Origin of the sequence: Devosia sp. Root105 (genome assembly GCF_001424865.1) — a bacterium.
Taxonomy (GTDB): Bacteria; Pseudomonadota; Alphaproteobacteria; order Rhizobiales; family Devosiaceae; genus Devosia_A.
Genome location: NZ_LMCR01000001.1, coordinates 125,485 through 141,473 on the forward strand (window position 1 = coordinate 125,485; position 15,989 = coordinate 141,473).

Below are 15,989 nucleotides of genomic sequence, written 5' to 3' on the forward strand. Positions count from 1 at the left end.
CACAGGGAGACCAGATGCGATGACTGGGATCGCACCCGATACGAAGTTCAGTTCCGTCGATGGCATCGAGGTCAATCGCGTGCCGGATGGCGCCATGGTCTACCAGAACGAACGCGAGCGCGTGCACTTCCTCAATCCGACCGCGCTGATCGTGTTCGAACTGTGCGGCCTCAACAAGACGGCCGGCGAGATCGAGGCCTTCATCGCCGATGCGTTCGGCCTCGACGTGGCGCCGACCGAGGCAGTCAAGGAGTGCCTCACCTCGCTGCTCGATGAAGGACTGGTGGTTTGCGCCCCATCGTCTGCCGCACCCTGAGGCGAGAGTATCGGCTGCATCCCCCCTCCGACGAGGTCGCTTCGCTGTTGCGCTTCATCGAAGCGGCGCCAGAGTTGCCGGCTCTGCCGCTCGAGGTTCTCGATATTCCGGTGCGCTTCCGCGACGGTTTTCTGGTCGCCACCATGCCCTCAGGTGAACTGGTGGAGGGCACGCCGAACCATCTGGTCAGCGCCATGCACCGGATCGTGCTCGTCGACCTCATCGAGGGCGAGCGGCACACTCCCTTCATCCATGGCGCGACCGTCATGATCGGCAGTCGCCGCATCCTGCTGGTGGGGCACAAGGGCTCGGGCAAGAGTACGCTCGCGCTGCACCTGTCGCTGGCCGGCCATGACGTCGAGGGTGACGAGCATCTGGTGATCCGCGAGAGTGAGGTTGTCGCGCGCCCGCGAACCTTGCGAATCAAGGAGGGAAGCCTGAGGCTGGTGCCTGGCCTGCCGGAACACATCTGGGAGGCGCCATCCATTAACAACTGGGACGGTTCCGTTATCCGATCGATCAGTCCCACGATTGGCGGACGGCCATGGGTGATTCGCCCCGGTAACCTCGATGCCGTGGTGTTGCTCGTCGCCAATCACGGCGGCCGGTCTGTGGCCAGGCCGATCACCGGAAAGGACGCGTTCGGGCGCCTGATGACCGAGGTCTTGCTGCCACAGGGCGGCGTGGCCATTGCCGCGGGTCGCTTGCGGCGTATCGCGATGGAAGTGCCGGCTTACCAACTGTTGCTCGGAGACCTCGCGACAGCAGAATGGCACCTGTCCTCAATAGCATCCCAGTTGACGTAAGCCGCGTTGCAGCGCAACACTTCGTCACCGAGTAGATGATCAGGGGTTGCGATGTCTGAAAAGAGCGAGAGTGCGCGTCTCGAGCAGGCGCTCGAGACTGTTGACCAGGGTCGCCGCGACGCGCTGCGCAAGCTGGTGACCACTTCGGCGTTCGCCGTTCCCGTGGTGGTGTCGTTTGCTATCGACGGCCTGACGGTGAGCCCGGCGCTGGCCGCCATACCGAATTCGACCAGTTCGTGAACTCGAGGCCACGCGCTGGTCTCGGGATCAGCGCGTGCATGATCGTCAAGAACGAGCAGCCGTTTCTCGACGGCTGCTTGAAATCTTTGCAGGGGCTGGTGGACGAGATCGTGATCGTCGACACCGGCTCCACCGATGCCTCCATCGACATCGCCAGGGCGCATGGGGCCCGCATCCTCGAGTATGCGTGGCACGATGATTTTGCGGCCGCCCGCAACTTCGGCCTCGAGGCGGCCGGCTCGGAGTGGATCCTCTACATCGACGCGGACGAACGCCTGGTCGAAACCACGCGCGATGACCTGCGCGTCGGGCTCGATGCCCCCGACGCCTATGCCGCCCGGCTGCTGTTCCGGGTGAGCAGCAACAGCACGCTCTACCGCGAGTTCCGGTTGTTTCGGAACGATCCTCGGCTGCGGTTCAAGGGCGCCATGCACGAGACGATCCTGCCCGACCTGGCTGTTTTGCAGCGCGAAGAGGATGCACGCGTGGTCGATGCATCGGCCAGGCTGATCCACCTCGGCTATGACGGCGACATGATCGCCAAGTACCGCCGCAACCTGCCTTGGCTGCAGGCCTCGGTCGAGCGCGATCCCGATCGCAGCTACTACTGGAAAGACCTGGCCGACACGCTGGCGGGATTGGGACAGATCGGGGAGGCGATCGCGGCCGCTGAGGAGGGCCTCGCCCGTGCGAGAGCATCCGGGCAGGTCAGCCAGGTGATGGCTAGTGCGCTGATCTACACTCAGGCACGGCTGCGGGTGCAACGCGGCGAAGACGCGCGCGACCTGATCGATGCCGGACTGAACCTTCACCCGAAGAACTGGTCGCTGCTGTTCCTGCGATCCCGCGCCCGGATCAACGCCGGAGCTCTGGAAGCCGCCATCGGCGACCTCCGCCTGCTCCTGGCGCAGGACCCGGAAACAATCGTCGACGACGTCGCGCATGACCGGCGGATCTTCGGCGCCTATGCCCACGATCTGATGGGCGTTGCTCTGCTCCGCCTTGGAGATCGCGCCGAGGCCGCCGAAGCGTTTGCTCGCGCCGCCCGGGCTGCCCCGGGGGTTCAGGAATATCGCGTCAAGGCGATGGCGCTGGGCGGCGCCGCAGCGTTGGCATGAGCATCGGCCGCTTGACGAAGGTCAGCGGCATGGTCAGCCGCCAGTAGAACCGGCGCAGGGCGCTGTCGCCGCCGGCTGCCCGGCGCATCCGCTCGGCAGACGTGGCCGCGCGCAGTTCCGGCCCGATCCCCGGTGACGGCGCGTCCGGCGTCGCCCGGCACATGCTGGCCCACCACGCGATCGAATCCGTCGGCAGGTGCAGCGGCACCGCCACCGGCATGCCCAGCAAATCGCTTGCCGCCGCCGTCCAGAGCTCGAGGATCGCAAGCAGGCGCGGATGCCGCGCGGCGCGCTCGGCCAGTTGGCGTCGCCCGCCCTCGTCCATGTCGATGACCGCGGCGGCGAACTCGTAAAGCGCCTTGAGCTCGATGGTGGCGTGCTTCACGGCGCGGTGGCCGACATGGTGGTGGACGATGCCGTGCAGGACATGCAGATGGTCCGGCAGGACCATAGCGCCCGTATTGCCCGGCGAGGGGTCAATGGCTGCGGCCAGCAGCTCGGCAGAGGGAAGGAACTGCTCGACGCGCGAGGGGCCGCCGCGCCGGTGAATTTCGATCCAGCCGGGCATGTCGGCGCGGTACAGCTCGTGCAGATGATGATGGATCAGCCGGGGACGGGGCTCGCCGGCCGGACGATAGCCGAGCGCCAGGACGATCTGCTGGGCGCGCTGCGCCTCAGCCGGCGCGACCAGCAGGTCGAGGTCGCGCAGGTGCCGCCAGTCCGGCGCGCCGGTGACGATCGATCGGCCGCCTTTCAGCGCCAACGGGACGACATCCTCGCGCCGCAGGGCTGCGACGATCTCGTCAAGGCGCTGCCGCATGATGGCGCGACGCGCCAGGTGATCGGTCCAGCGTTGCTGCAGCGCCTTGGTAATGGTCTTGCGTCCATCAGGCAGGGTCAGCGGCGGCACCGGTGGCGCGAGACGGCGACGCATGACTGCCGTGATCAGCACCGAAGCAAGGCGCAGCTCGTCGGCATGGCCGAGCAGCTGCTCCCACCCTGCAGCCGCGATGCGGCCAGCCAGGGCTTGATCGCCCTCGGCGCCATCGAACCGCAGACAGGCGACGAGCAGCTCCTGCAGGTTGACGGGCGGGCGCTCCGTCATTGGAACTGTACCGGCGGTGACTGCCGGCCGCCAAGCCGGCGCAGCAGCCGCGTGGTGCGGGCCGAGAGTGCAGCTCGAAAACCGAAGGGCAGCGCCGCCCGCCCGCTCCGCCGTCCGGTACGGGCGGTATCGACGCGCTCGAGCAGGCGAAGCCAGCACGAGGTCGCCGAGGCCCGAAGCTTCTCCTCGATCCAATCGGGCAGCGGCCGCTGACGCCAGGCAAAATAGGCGGCGTACTCGGCCGGACTCTGCAGCAGGTGGCGCAAATAGTCTGCGAGGCCCTTGGGTCCCCCATAGGCCTCGGCGTCGATATAGGAATGCTCGGGGGCGAACTCGGCGGCGTTGGGGGCGCCGCGATAAACTGGCACGGTCCCAACCAGCAGCGGGTCGAACAGCTTCTCGGTCACATAGTCAGGCGACAACGAATTCTCGAGCGACAGGCAGAAATGATAGCGCGAGATCGTGTCCAGCTTGCTCTGCCGCCCCAGGTCCTCGGCCAGGGTGCGGTTGCGATAGACCCTGCCATAGGAGTCGACGGGGATCCGGCGCATCAGGGCGCCGGAGAAGGCGTTGCGGCCGCAGCCGTCAATGAGTGCTGACTGGAACAGCACGAGCGGCGCCGCCTCCGGCTTGGACGACTGCGGCATCTGCAGGGCGGCTCGCCACTGGGCCATCGGCGGAAGGTACGACGACCAGATATCGGCGGTCCGCTCGTAGGTGACGAGCAGGTCGAAATGGCGGAGAAAGGCCGGATCGACCATGCGCGGGTAGTTCACCGCGCTTTCCATCGACCAGAGCACCCAGAGCTGGCCGGGATATTTCGGCGTATCGTGCAGTTGCGTGGGGCGCCAGTCCGGGATGTGGAACACCACGGCATCGGCTTCCCTGAGCCGCGCCTGATCGGCGGTGAAGTGGTCCCGCAGCGCGTCGGGCACGCCTGCCAGCGGCACCGGGCCGCGAAAATACGGGGTTCGGAACAAGATAAGGGGGCCGGCCACGAAGCTGCTCCTCCTGAGGCGTGCCTGCTGAGGTAACGGGCAAAACGCCAGGCTGCAACCGGCCTCGCTTCCCGCGGGTGATCAGCGCGCCAGCTACCTGCGACTGAACTCGAGCATGCGGATCAGGCCCTGCATGTAACCGATGGCATGGGCGCGGCCGCGGTGGTTCCAGTCGCTGTCGCCATCCATCTTGGGCACGTGATCGTCGAGCAGGAAGCCGTCGAAACCGTTCTCGGCGAGCAGCGCGATCACCTCGGCCGGGTCGTAGTTGCCGTCGCCGATGAAGCACTCGGTAAAGTTCGGGACGGTCCCCTGCACATCGCGGAAGTGGATATAGGCGATGCGGCCCTTGGGGGCGAAGAACTCGATCATCTCGGTGACGTTCTGCTTGCCGCCGATCATTTCCGAGCAGCAGCCGAGGCAGAGATCGAGCGCCCAGCTCGGCGACTGGCCGAACAGCTCATAGGCCTTCTTGAAGTTGTCGGGCTTGTAGAACAGCCGCGCCACGCCGCCCAGCATCGGCACCGGCGGATCGTCGGGATGGAGCGCCAGCCGCAGCCCCTCTTCCTCCGCCACCGGCAGCACGGCGCGCATGAAGTAGCTGTAGTTACTCCACATCTGCGCTTCGGAAACGAAGGGGCCATCCTTGCCGAACAAAGGCATGCCCGAGAGCCTGCCGAGGCCGGTCGGCATGAAGCTGCGCAGCAGTTCCATGTTCTCGCTGTTGGCCTCGACGACCGCCATGTCGAACTTACGCGCCGTGGCGCCGCCGCGGGTCACCCCGACATAGTCGGTGGTCCAGACCGAGTTGGGCATGAAGTGCAGCCCCAGCACCGGGATGCCGGCGCGGGCCACGGCGCGGATCGTCGCCTGGTAGTTCTCGATTTGCTCGTCGCGGCCCTCGAGGCCCAGCATCGCCTTCATGTAGAACTGCGACGGCACGTTCTCGATCGCCTCGAAGGTCAGCCCGGCCTCGCGGACCTTGTCGGCCAGCTCGCGGACATCCTGTTCGGCCCATTTGCCGTCGCCGGGCAGCGCCGGGTTGTTCATCTGCAAGCCGGTGACACCGATCTGTTTGGCGAAGCGCAACCGCTCCTCGGTCAGGTCGTGAAACTGACCCACCGCCGCTCTGATACCCATTCTCTCTTTCTCCAAAATTCGGTCGACGTTCGCCGGCCGCCCCGCGAAAGGCGGAACGTTGAGTTGAAACAGTCATGGTCCGGTGCGCTTGGCGCCCCTCACCCCGACCCTCTCCCCAAAAGGGGCGAGGGGGCGTTGTGGCACTGCCGGTGCAAAGTGCGTCCCCTCGCCCCTTTGGGGAGAGGGCGGCGGATGAGGCCGGAGGCCTCACCGCGGGGTGAGGGGTAGCCAAGCGCGCGGATCGTTCAGGGGTGCCCGCCCACCGGATCAGTACTTGTCGTAAATCGCCTGGGTCGAGGCCTGGCCTTCGGCGATGGCCTTGTCGAAATCCCAACCGTCGACCACCACGCGCTGCGCCAGCTTGGGGATGATGAAGTTGGCCGACATGTCGGCATAGGCGGCGTTGAACACATCCGGATAAGCGGGTGGCGTGCCGGTCTTGGCCAGATCGAGCAGACCATTGAGGATGGTGTTGGAGCCGTCGAAAGCGGGGAGCTTTTCCTGGTCCTTCAGCACCGGCCCCCAGATGGCGTACTGGAAGTACTCGTTCATGAACTCGGAGTTGGCGAGGTGCTCGAGCAGCGATTTGCCCTCTTCGACCAGCGGGCTCTTGGCATTGATGACGCGGCTTTGCGGGCTGACCGGCGAGATGGTGCCGATCGGACCGGCTGGCAAAGCCGAGAAGCCGGTCTGCTCAAACAACTCAGGATCGTCCTTACGGGCCGCCACGGCCACCGAGCCGGTATTGGCGATGAAGCCGACCTGGCCCGAGAGGTAAGCCTGGTTGTCGCCCGAGCCATCCCAGACGGTGCTGCCCGGCGCGAACAGCCCCTTGTCCCAGGCGTCCTTCAGCCAGGTGAGCCAGAGGCGGGTCTCGGGGGAGTCGAGCATCACTTTCTTACCTGCATCGTCAGCGATGCGACCGCCGAAGGACTGCAGCACGCTGGTCTGGAGGTTCCCGTCACCGACATTGGAGAGTGCGAGGCCGAGGCCGGAAAGCGGCGGCTTGTTGATCGCCACAGCCTGGGTCACCAGTTCATCCCAGGTTTTGGGCGGCTCGGTGAAGCCGGCGGGCTCCAGCAGGTCCTTGCGCCGCATCAGCAGGTTGCCGCTGACACCGAACGGAATGGCGGTGCGGCCCCCGGCTACGGCGGTCATGTCGCTGGCCTTGGCCGGACCTTCGAACCAGCCACCATGGGCGTTGCCGATCCGCTCATAGACGTCGTCGACCTTGGCGAAGACATCCTGCCGCGACAGCAGCGTCAGGAGCTCGAGCCCGACATCGAAGACATCAGGGAGCGTGCCGGAGGCGATCGCGGCCGAGACCTTCTGGGTGATCTCGTTGACGTTGATCAAGACGACCTCGGTCTCGACATTGTTGGCCGCGCCCCAGGCGGTCACAGCGTCGATCAGCAGCTTGTGGGCGGTGTCGCTCAGCACCAGACCGCCCCAATAGGTCAGCTTCTTCGACTGCGCGATGGCCGGCATCGGGAATGCTCCGGCGGCCGCGAGGGCCACGCCGCCCGCCGCGCTTGCCAGCACCCGCCGGCGCGTCCAGCCGGCTCGGTTCAAGGTCTCATTCACTGCTTTTCCCTCCCACGTGAACGGTGCTGGCGGCGGCAGGCGAACGCTGTGCGCCAGCGCCGTCCACCCTCCTCTCCACCTCACCAAACTGGTATGACAGGTAACAGCATGATGGCATGACATCAAGTCTTGTGGGCTCATCCGTTTTGGTTATGCTGGCGGCCAACCAAGCTAAGGACACTCGATGAACGAAGGCGATTCCAGCCAAGGTCTCGGACTGGCGCCGATATCCCGCCCCAAGCTGTACGAGGTGGTGGCGGCTCGCCTCGAGGCGGCGATCCGCGATGGACGATTGAAGCCGGGGGACCGCCTGCCCTCGGAACGAGACCTGATGGAAACCTTCGAGACCGGCCGGCCCTCAGTGCGCGAGGCGTTTCTGTTCCTCGAGAAGAAGGGGCTGATCGAAACCGAGAACGGCCGGAGAGCCCGGGTGCGCAAGCCCGATGTCTTCAGCGTGCTGGAATCGCTCGACAGCGTCATTCACCTGTCGCTGCAGGACGGCGAGACGTTCAAGGACCTGTTCGCCGCCCGCTCATTCCTCGAGCAGGCAATGGCGCGCAACGCGGCAAAAAACATCACCGACGCACAGCTGGCGCTGCTGCGCGAGCGGCTCGATGGCAATGGCCGCGCTATCGGCGACCGGCACGAGTTCGTCCGCACCGACGCGCTGTTCCACCGCACCTTGTTCGAGGTCGCAGACAACCGGATCTTCGAGGCGGTGCACGATGCCTTTGCCGGCTGGGTCGAAGAACGGCGCTCGAAGCTGCAGCGAGAGTCGTTCACCGAACAGCACGCGCATCGCCAGCATACCGACATCTTCAACGCCATTGCTGCCCGCGACCCCGATGCGGCGGAGACGGCGATGCGCGACCATCTCAAGGGTTGGTGGGCGGCCTGGGTGACGCAGAAGGAACTGCCGCAGGACGCATATGTGGATCCGCCGACGACCTAGCGCAGCGGTCTGCGCCTCAAGGGGCAGGGCCTATCGCATATGATGGCGATGGGCACCTCTTGCCTTCTCCCCTTGTGGGAGAAGGTGCCCGAAGGGCGGATGAGGGGTCCGCGCAACGAAGTGTAGCGCGGCCGGAGCATAGCGACGGGCGACTGGGTACGCGGAGAGAACCCCTCATCCGGCCTTCGGCCACCTTCTCCCACAAGGGGAGAAGGCCATCCAACTACTGTCAGCGCTCGATAGCCCTGCCTCAGGGAGGAGCCTACCCTACGGCTCGCGGTGGCTGACCCAGGGCATCTGGGTGGCGAACTTGCCGCCCGAGACATCGATCATGGTGCCGGTGATGTAGGAGGCGAGGTCCGACGCGAGGAAACAGATGAGGTTGGCCACATCCTTGGGGCTGCCCCAGCGGCGGAGCGTCAGGGTGTCGAGCAGGCGGCTCTTTTCGGCATCGGTCCGGTCGGCGAAGCGGTTCATTGCCGTCGGGATCATGCCAGGGGCGTAGCAGTTGACGGTGATCTCGTGCGCCCCGAGCTCACCGGCCAGCACCCGGGTGAGGCCCTCGACGCCGGATTTCGAGGCGGCATAGGCGGCGCCGCCCACCGACGGGATGATGGCGGCGAAAGACGAGGCGTTGAGGATGCGGCCCGAGCGCTGACGCTTCATCACCGGGATCACCGCCTGGCACATCAGGAAGGTGCCCTTGAGGTTGACGTCGAGGTTGAGGTTCCAGGTCTCCTCGGAGAGCTCTTCGACCCGGGCGCCGCCGGCGACGCCGGCATTGTTGACGAGGATATCGATGCGGCCGAAGGCCTGCTCGACCGCCGCAACGGCGGCACGATTGTCCTCGGTCTTGCGCACATCGCAGAGCAGCTGCAGGCCGCGCCAGCCATTACGCTGCCACTCCTCGGCGACCTCATCGAGCAGCTCCTGGCGGATATCGGTGACGACGACGATGGCGCCCTCGCCGGCCAGGGTCTTGGCGATTTCGTTGCCGATGCCGCGGCCGGCGCCGGTGACGATGGCCACCTTGTTCTTGAGATCGATCAGCATGTTCAGATCACCGTGTTGGGAGGGGTTCGCCGGCGAGGCCGGCCTCGAGAGGTTGAAGCCGGAGCTCCGGCAGGCCGGGAGCGCTGAGGCGCAGCGAGGTGTTTTCGCCGGCACGGACGAAGACGATGGCCCGCCCGTCGAAGCTGCGCCGCTCGGGCACTGCGTATGGTGTGTTGTCGCTGAGGTCGCCGCTCTCGATGCCGAGCAGAACGCCGCCGTGCACCTCGACCGTCAGCGCCAGGTCGTTGCGCGCCACCCCGCCCTGCGCGTCGCGCAGCGTGCATTCGATCTGGATGATGCCGTCGCCCGGCAAGCCGGCGTCGCCGCACCGGCGGATGGCGTCATCCGGCGCCTGCCACACCACAGCGTCGATCCGCACAGCGTCGCCGCGTGGGCCGAATGTATCCTGCGCCACCAGACCGTTCCGGCGTGTCTCCAGCAGCAGCGACCCGTTCGATGGCAAGGCCGCGGCAACCCAATAGCCGTGCTCGTCGTCGCGGGTCAGCGCGACATCCACGCCCGCGCAGCTCAGCCGCGGTTCGCCGTTGGAGAAGCAGATAACCTCCACATCGCCACCGGCGATGTCGGCCCAGGACCGGGCGATCGGGTGCGACCAGAGGTTCTTCTTTTCATCGCCGCGCTGGCGCGTCGCGATATAGGCCACCGGCTCATCCGACCACCAGCTGCGCCGCAACTGGGCGCTGTGCTTGGCGAACCCGGCCAGCGTCAGCAGCCCGGCGCGCGAGCCGTGATGGGGCCAGCGATCGGTCTCGCCGAGGTAGTCGATGCCGGTCCACAGGTACTGGCCGGAAATGTAGTCGTTGTCGGTGACGGCGCGCCACTCGGCATAGCCGTGGCCGTTCTCGCTGCCGACGATCGGCTGGCTGGGGAATTTCTGGTGATCGGCCGGGTAGAGGTGTTCCTTGTAGTTGTAGCCGACGAGATCGAGCGGCTCGAGAAAGCCGGTGTAACGGGAGAGTTCGGGGAAGGCGGCGCCCACCGTCACCGGCCGGGTCGGATCCTTGGCTTTGACGATGGCAGCGAGGCGCCGCGAGATGGTGGCGAGGCGCCGCGCGTCGGGGCGGTTGGGGTCGTAGGCGCGTTGCTTGGCCGATTTGTTGGCGTCGTTGTTGCCGGTCATCGCCTCGAACATGGCACTGGCATAAGGGTCGTTGGGGTAGTCGATCTCGTTGCCGGTGCTCCAGGCGATGATCGAGGCGTGGTTGCGGTGCGCATCGATCATGTTGACGAGGTCGCGCTCGCCCCATTCATGGAAATCCTGGGCATAGCCCTGATGGCGCGGTGGGTAGACATTGTGCCCCTGCCACCACTTGTTCTTGGGGTTCTCCCATTCGTCGAAGGCTTCGTCGATGACGTAAAAGCCGAGCGCGTCGCAGAGGCGATAAAGCTCTGGCGCATGCGGATTGTGCGCCATGCGCACGCCATTGCAGCCCAGCTGCTTGAGGTTCAGCAGCCGGCGCAGCCACACCTCTGATGGCACCGCCGTGCCGAACGGTCCGGCATCCTCATGCAGGCACACGCCCTTCAGGGTGCGCGGCTCGCCATTGATGAAGAAGCCGCGCTTGGCATCGAATCGGAAGGTGCGGATGCCGACAGTCTCGTCGTAGACGGCGCGCTGATTTGCTCCCCAGCTGAGGGTAGTGGTGAGCCGATAGAGGTTCGGGCTGGTATCGGACCAGAGCTCAGGCTGCGGGACGGTAGCCGTGGCGACGATCTCGGCTGAGCCCCCGGCGGAGAGTTCCGCCGTGGCTTCGAAGATCTCGGTCCGGCCCGACGAGAGCGAGCGCAGCTCGTGTCGCAGCGCGACCGCCAGCGCTGCCGCGGTGTCGTTGACCAGCCGCTGGGTGACGCGGACCGAGGCTGCAGCGGCGTCGGCCGTCAGCGTCTCGAACACCGTGCCGTATTCGGCGACGCGCACCGCCTCATGCAGCTCGAGCGTCACGTGCCGGTTGATGCCCGAGCCGTTGTACCAGCGGCTGTCGGAGATATCGGTGTGCTCGACCCTGACGCTGATCACCAGGTCGTCGCTATTGGCGTAGGAGAGGATTTCGGTGAGATCGAACGAGAACTCGGCATAGCCCGAGGGACGGCCGCCGACATGGTAGCCGTTCACCCAGACCCGGGCGTTCTTGTAGACGCCGCCGAACTTGAGCCGCACGTGCTTGCCGGCGAGATCGCCGACCTCACGCAGCGAAACGTGCGCCCGATACCAGCCGATGCCGCCGGGGAGGTACCCGGTGCCGCTCGAATGGCCCTCGGCGAAATCCTCTGCGATGCTCCAGTCATGCGGCACGGTGACGGCGCGCCATGCGGCGTCGTCGAAGCCCTTGGCCCAGGCCTCCGGCGTGTCCGTGAGGCTGAAGGCCCACTGGCGGATATCGTAGCTATGCATGAGCCTTCGGCCCTTATCTATCAGGTGGATGCCGACGCAGCGGCAGCGATGTATTTGCTGAAGACGCCGGCAAACAGGCGTCCGTTGATGGTGGCGATGCCGGCAAAGCCGACGAAGAACCAGAACAGTCCGTAGCCGGTGAACTGCGGGTAGAAGATGGTGATGATCACCGAGAGGGCGATCAGCCCCAGCGCAGCGAGCCCGGTAAAGGGGTGCTTCCAGGAGAGGAGGCGCGCGTTGCGCAGCACGTCGCGGGTGCGGCCGTCGAAGCTGGCGAGATAGGGGAAGACGAACAGGGCGGCGGCGGCGAAGTTGAAGGCGAGCGCATACCAGACGGCGAGGAGGAGCAGCTCGGCCAGGGGTCCGAAGGTCAGGTTGGTGACGACGACATACCAGGCGGCCAAGACGCCAACCAAGGCCAGCAGCAGCAGCCAGATCACCGTGGCCTGGCGGAAGTTGCGCTGGAACGAGCGGAAATAGTCCGCGCTCACCGAGTTGCACTCCCCGGTTGCAAGCCGCATCGCGGTGAAGTTCAGCGCCGTCAGCGAGGCGCCGAGGGTGAAGAGCGGGATCGAGGTGGCGACGAACAGCAGGTTGAGGACGATCACATCGGCAACGAGGCTCAGGCCGCGCATCAACGCCGAGTCCTGCGAGAACAGAGTTGCCATGCTGGATCCTCCGGAGGGACCGGGCGGTGAAAACACCGCCCGGTCCGGTTCGACAATCAGAGGCCGCGGGCGGCTTTCCAGGCGTCCATGTCGGCCTGGATGGAAGCGCGGGCGTCCTCGTAGCCGACGTCCTTCAGCTTCTGGCGCATTTCGGCGACAGCAGCAGCCGGGTCTTCGAACTTGCCGTATTGCAGCTGCGGGATGTACTCCGACAGCACGCCGGCCATCGCCGCGAGGGTCGAGTCGATGTTCTGCTTGTTCACGATGAGCGTCGAGTACGGGTAGTCCTTGGCCCTCGCATCGAGCGCGGCGATGATCTCGGCCCGGTTCGGGGCCTGCGTGGTGCGCGGCAGCTCGAACTCGTCAGTACGGCCCCACCAGTAGTCGGTGCCCAGCGCCATGGTCGAGGAGTCGTAGCCCTCCGGATAGCCGAGCTTGCCATCAGCAGTGATGACGTAGTCGACATCCTTGATGCCGAAGTTGAACAGGTCGTAGATTTCCTTGTCGTTGCGGATCAGGTCATAGACCTGCAGCGCCTTTTCCGGGTGCTTCGAGTAGGCGCTCACGGCCATGGCGCCGTGGGTGAAGATGTCCTTGAAGAAGTTGCCGTTTTCCTGGCCCCAGTAGAAGAACTTGGGGTCGGAGCCGGGCTGCTTGGTATTCATGTTGTTGACGATGTCGTTGACGAAGGTCTGCGTGTGGTGCTGCTCGACGCCGGAGAGGCCGGCATAGAGCTCCTCACGCGTATCGCCATCGTAGTTCAGCGCATCTTCGCGCCACACACCGATATCGTTCCACTGCTTGGCGAGCTTTGCGGCTTCGACCAGGGCGTCGCCCTCCATGTACCAGGAGGTGACGGTGAAGGGGTTGGCCGCCGTGGTATGGAACGGGATGTAGTTGCCGGCGCTGATCCCCTGCAGGGTCTGGAAGTCGGTATGACCCTGGATGTAGCCGGTGAGCGCCGCCTCGTTGGCGCCCGCCACATCCCACGGATAGGCGTCGGGCTTATTGGCCTTCACCCACTCGAAGTACTTGGTGAAATCCTCGAACTTGGTGATCTCGCCGTTCTCGAAGCCGGCCTCCTTGGCCCAGTCGCCGCGGTAGAAGAAGCCGTGGTTGGTGTACTGGGTGTAGTTGTCCTCGGGGGCGAAATAGATCTTGCCGTCGGCGAGCTTGGTCAGATCCCAGTGGCCGTCGGCCTCGACCTGCGCCCAGGTCTTGGGCGCATTGGCCTGCAGCATTTCCGGCGAGAGCGGCAGGAAGGCGCCCTTCTCGGCGTTCTCCCAGGCGTAGAGCCAGTCGGTGGCCGTGGCGACGAGATCGACATTGTCGTCGCCCGACAGCAGCTGCACGTTGTACTGGGTCTGCCAGTCGGCCCATTCGATGTAGAACAGGTCGAGCTTGGCGTTGACCTTGGCGACCAGCAGCTCATTGAGCTTTTCGAGCATCGCCTCGAGGCGACCGTTGGTGGGCTTGTTGCCCATGGTCAGCATGGTGATCTCGGTCGGCGCATCCTGGGCGAACGCCCCTGCCGTCAGCGCCGGCATGCTGATGCCGATGGCCAGCAGCGCCGCCCCGACCCGCACGAAGTTCCTTCTCTTCATCTCAGACTCCTCCTCTGAATTTTTGACTTCTTCGACTTTCCCGCCGAGATTTCCCTCAACTCGAATGGCTTCGAGGGTGCGGCCGGTCATCGGCGCCGGCCGCGTAGTTGGTTGTTCGCCGCCGCTAGCCTTTCACCGCGCCGATGGTGATGCCGCTGACGAAGTATTTCTGCACGAACGGGTAGAGCAGCAGGATCGGGCCGGTCGCGACGATGGCGCTTGCCATCTTCAGCGTATTGCTCGGCAGCGCCGTGACGCTGACATTGGAGCCGGCCACGGAATTGCGCAGCGCGTTCGCCGTGTTGATGATGTTGTAGAGGTGGTATTGCAGCGGTTTGAACTCGACCGTGCTGCCCAGGTAGAGCGAGCTGAGGTACCACTCGTTCCAGTAGCCGAGCGCCAGGAACAGCCCGATCGTCGCCAGCGCCGGCTTCATCATCGGCAGGCAGAGCTGGGCGAAGATGCGGAAATCGCCGGCGCCGTCGACCTTGCCGGATTCGATGATCTCGTAGGGCACGGTGCGCATGAAGTTCTTCATCAGGATGATGAGCCACGGCGTCATCAGCAGCTGCAGGAACACCGCGAGGTAGTTGCCGCGCAGCCCCAGGTCGCGCGCCACCCACAGGAAGGTCGGGGCGAGGCCGGCCGAGAACAGCGTGGTGAAGTAGATGAGGAACGAGATGTGGTTGCGGAACGGAAAATCCTTCCGGTGCAGCGCGTAGCCGGTCATCGAAATGATGAACAGGCCAATCGCCGTGCCGAACACCGTCATCACGATGGTGACGACATAGGAGCCGATGATCTGCTTGGGCGCCTTGAAGATCCACTCGTAGGCGGCGAGCGAAAAGTCCTTGGGCAGGATGCCGAAGCCCGATTTCATGATCGCCGCTTCGCTCGACAGCGAGGCCGACAGCATCATGACGAAGGGCAAGAGGCAGAACAGCGCGAACAGCGTGATGGTGATGTAGGAAATCGAACGGATGACGACGTCGCTGCCATCGAGCTTGATGGCGCGGGGCTTGGCCGGCCCGAAGCCGACACCTTCCGTCTCGATTGGGCGTGCCAGCTCAGAAGAGTGCATAGTCTTTATTGATCCTGCGCACGATCCAGTTCGCCGTCATGACGAGGGCGAAGCCGAACAGCGACTGGTAAAGGCCGACTGCGGTGGAGGTGGTAAAGTTGTTCTGCGACAGCACCATCCGGTAGACCGAGGTCTCGATGATGTCGGTGGTCTGGAACAGCGCCGCATTGTTGCCGACGAGGTTCCAGAACAGCCCGAAATTGCCGTGCATGATGCCGCCCAGCGCGAACAGCACCAGGATGATGAAGGTCGGCTTGAGGCTCGGCAGGGTGACGAAACGGATGCGCTGCCAGGCCGAAGCGCCGTCCACCGTGGCCGCCTCGTAGAGGCTGCGGTCGATGCCCATGATGGCGGCGAAGTAGACGATCGAGCCGTAGCCGGTCGACTGCCACAGGTGCACCATGATGATGATCAGCGGCCAGGCGCCGGCGCTCGAGTAAATCTTTATCGGGTCGCCGCCGGTCTGCTTGATCAGCGCGTTGAGCGCGCCGGTGTCGTAGTTGAGGAGGTTGAAGGCGATAACCCCAACCAGCACCGAGGAGATGAAGAACGGCAGGAACATCGCGGCCTGGCTGAGCTTCTTGAACCAGGCCAGCCGCACCTCGTTGAGCATGATCGCAATGGCGATCTGCAGGATGTTGCCGAGCACGATGAAGGCGAGATTGTAGAGGATGGTGTTGCGCGTCAGCGTCCACAGCTGGCCGGATTTGATCAGGAACTCGAAGTTCTTGAAGCCGACGAACGGGCTGCCGAAAATCCCGTCGCGGTAGTTGAAATTGGTGAAGGCGATCCACGCGCCCGGCAGCGGCATGTAATTGAAGACGATGAAGAAAATGATCGCTGGGACGCACATCAGCAAGAGGACCTTGCTGTCCGCCAGCTGCCGCCAAATGGACTTAGGTCCCCGGGCC

At 65.0% G+C, this 15,989-nt stretch carries 15 protein-coding genes; 5 read left to right on the forward strand and 10 right to left on the reverse strand.

The genetic code is table 11. The features are described 5' to 3' along the window. The first annotated feature begins 19 nt into the window (after positions 1 to 19). From ASC68_RS00645 to ASC68_RS00660, 4 genes are read left to right on the forward strand one after another with little or no spacing between them, the layout of a single operon-like run. Positions 20 to 316: a PqqD family protein gene (locus ASC68_RS00645; RefSeq protein WP_055873225.1), complete on the forward strand. Its 297-nt coding sequence runs from the start codon at positions 20 to 22 to the stop codon at positions 314 to 316. Next, positions 289 to 1,122, forward strand: coding sequence for a hypothetical protein (locus ASC68_RS00650; protein ID WP_197420989.1), 834 nt, complete (start codon positions 289 to 291; stop codon positions 1,120 to 1,122). Before ASC68_RS00645 ends, ASC68_RS00650 begins: the two co-directional genes overlap by 28 nt. A 51-nt stretch (positions 1,123 to 1,173) precedes the next feature. Further along, entirely contained in the window at positions 1,174 to 1,362 is a 189-nt protein-coding gene (locus tag ASC68_RS00655) for a hypothetical protein (protein WP_055873231.1), read from the forward strand. A 38-nt stretch (positions 1,363 to 1,400) separates the two neighbouring features. Next, positions 1,401 to 2,480: a glycosyltransferase family 2 protein gene (locus tag ASC68_RS00660; protein ID WP_055873234.1), complete on the forward strand. Its 1,080-nt coding sequence runs from the start codon at positions 1,401 to 1,403 to the stop codon at positions 2,478 to 2,480. Here ASC68_RS00660 and ASC68_RS00665 read toward each other — a convergent pair. The 4 genes from ASC68_RS00665 to ASC68_RS00680 all read right to left on the reverse strand — a co-directional run bounded on the left by ASC68_RS00665 (position 2,440) and on the right by ASC68_RS00680 (position 7,307). Continuing rightward, the gene (locus tag ASC68_RS00665; protein WP_055873237.1) at positions 2,440 to 3,585 is read right to left on the reverse strand and encodes a nucleotidyltransferase family protein; all 1,146 of its coding nucleotides are present in this window, start codon (positions 3,583 to 3,585) and stop codon (positions 2,440 to 2,442) included. The two genes, ASC68_RS00660 and ASC68_RS00665, sit on opposite strands and share 41 nt — an antisense overlap. Next, positions 3,582 to 4,583 carry a glycosyltransferase family 10 fucosyltransferase gene (locus ASC68_RS00670; RefSeq protein WP_082527793.1) on the reverse strand — a complete coding sequence of 334 codons (1,002 nt, stop codon included), beginning with the start codon at positions 4,581 to 4,583 and terminating at the stop codon, positions 3,582 to 3,584. Before ASC68_RS00670 ends, ASC68_RS00665 begins: the two co-directional genes overlap by 4 nt. A 93-nt stretch (positions 4,584 to 4,676) precedes the next feature. Further along, a complete protein-coding gene (locus ASC68_RS00675) occupies positions 4,677 to 5,723 on the reverse strand; it encodes a mannonate dehydratase (RefSeq protein ID WP_055873242.1) in 1,047 nt (348 codons plus the stop codon). Between the two features lie 267 nt (positions 5,724 to 5,990). Continuing rightward, a complete protein-coding gene (locus ASC68_RS00680) occupies positions 5,991 to 7,307 on the reverse strand; it encodes an extracellular solute-binding protein (RefSeq protein ID WP_055873245.1) in 1,317 nt (438 codons plus the stop codon). A 184-nt stretch (positions 7,308 to 7,491) separates the two neighbouring features. Between ASC68_RS00680 and ASC68_RS00685 the strand changes: the two genes are divergently transcribed. Continuing rightward, entirely contained in the window at positions 7,492 to 8,259 is a 768-nt protein-coding gene (locus ASC68_RS00685) for an FCD domain-containing protein (RefSeq protein WP_082527795.1), read from the forward strand. Positions 8,260 to 8,526: 267 nt separating this feature from the next. On the opposite strand, the gene ASC68_RS00690 is transcribed toward ASC68_RS00685, so the two are convergent. From ASC68_RS00690 to ASC68_RS00715, 6 genes are all read right to left on the reverse strand, one after another. Then, on the reverse strand, positions 8,527 to 9,312 hold the full coding sequence (locus tag ASC68_RS00690) for an SDR family NAD(P)-dependent oxidoreductase (RefSeq protein WP_055873251.1): 786 nt from the start codon (positions 9,310 to 9,312) through the stop codon (positions 8,527 to 8,529). Positions 9,313 to 9,319: 7 nt separating this feature from the next. Continuing rightward, the gene (locus ASC68_RS00695; RefSeq protein ID WP_055873254.1) at positions 9,320 to 11,725 is read right to left on the reverse strand and encodes a glycoside hydrolase family 2; all 2,406 of its coding nucleotides are present in this window, start codon (positions 11,723 to 11,725) and stop codon (positions 9,320 to 9,322) included. A 20-nt stretch (positions 11,726 to 11,745) separates the two neighbouring features. Continuing rightward, positions 11,746 to 12,393: a DUF624 domain-containing protein gene (locus ASC68_RS00700; protein ID WP_055873257.1), complete on the reverse strand. Its 648-nt coding sequence runs from the start codon at positions 12,391 to 12,393 to the stop codon at positions 11,746 to 11,748. 56 nt (positions 12,394 to 12,449) lie between these two features. Continuing rightward, entirely contained in the window at positions 12,450 to 13,997 is a 1,548-nt protein-coding gene (locus ASC68_RS00705) for a DUF3502 domain-containing protein (RefSeq protein ID WP_055873261.1), read from the reverse strand. A gap of 124 nt (positions 13,998 to 14,121) precedes the next feature. Beyond that, positions 14,122 to 15,078 (reverse strand): carbohydrate ABC transporter permease, encoded by a 957-nt coding sequence (locus ASC68_RS00710; protein WP_082527797.1) that lies wholly within the window; start codon positions 15,076 to 15,078, stop codon positions 14,122 to 14,124. Continuing rightward, positions 15,065 to 15,931 (reverse strand): ABC transporter permease subunit, encoded by an 867-nt coding sequence (locus ASC68_RS00715; protein ID WP_197420991.1) that lies wholly within the window; start codon positions 15,929 to 15,931, stop codon positions 15,065 to 15,067. The genes ASC68_RS00710 and ASC68_RS00715 overlap by 14 nt, the downstream gene beginning before the upstream one ends. Between the last annotated feature and the right edge of the window lie 58 nt (positions 15,932 to 15,989).

Excerpts from the sequence above, each read along its gene's own strand:
- ASC68_RS00645 (WP_055873225.1), top strand. The coding sequence starts at position 20 with ATGACTGGGATCGCACCCGATACGAAGTTCAGTTCCGTCGATGGCATC.
- ASC68_RS00655 (WP_055873231.1), top strand. The coding sequence starts at position 1,174 with ATGTCTGAAAAGAGCGAGAGTGCGCGTCTCGAGCAGGCGCTCGAGACT.
- ASC68_RS00660 (WP_055873234.1), top strand. The coding sequence starts at position 1,401 with ATGATCGTCAAGAACGAGCAGCCGTTTCTCGACGGCTGCTTGAAATCT.
- ASC68_RS00665 (WP_055873237.1), bottom strand. The coding sequence starts at position 3,585 with ATGACGGAGCGCCCGCCCGTCAACCTGCAGGAGCTGCTCGTCGCCTGT.
- ASC68_RS00675 (WP_055873242.1), bottom strand. The coding sequence starts at position 5,723 with ATGGGTATCAGAGCGGCGGTGGGTCAGTTTCACGACCTGACCGAGGAG.
- ASC68_RS00685 (WP_082527795.1), top strand. The coding sequence starts at position 7,492 with ATGAACGAAGGCGATTCCAGCCAAGGTCTCGGACTGGCGCCGATATCC.
- ASC68_RS00690 (WP_055873251.1), bottom strand. The coding sequence starts at position 9,312 with ATGCTGATCGATCTCAAGAACAAGGTGGCCATCGTCACCGGCGCCGGC.
- ASC68_RS00695 (WP_055873254.1), bottom strand. The coding sequence starts at position 11,725 with ATGCATAGCTACGATATCCGCCAGTGGGCCTTCAGCCTCACGGACACG.
- ASC68_RS00700 (WP_055873257.1), bottom strand. The coding sequence starts at position 12,393 with ATGGCAACTCTGTTCTCGCAGGACTCGGCGTTGATGCGCGGCCTGAGC.
- ASC68_RS00705 (WP_055873261.1), bottom strand. The coding sequence starts at position 13,997 with ATGAAGAGAAGGAACTTCGTGCGGGTCGGGGCGGCGCTGCTGGCCATC.
- ASC68_RS00710 (WP_082527797.1), bottom strand. The coding sequence starts at position 15,078 with ATGCACTCTTCTGAGCTGGCACGCCCAATCGAGACGGAAGGTGTCGGC.
- ASC68_RS00715 (WP_197420991.1), bottom strand. The coding sequence starts at position 15,931 with ATGTGCGTCCCAGCGATCATTTTCTTCATCGTCTTCAATTACATGCCG.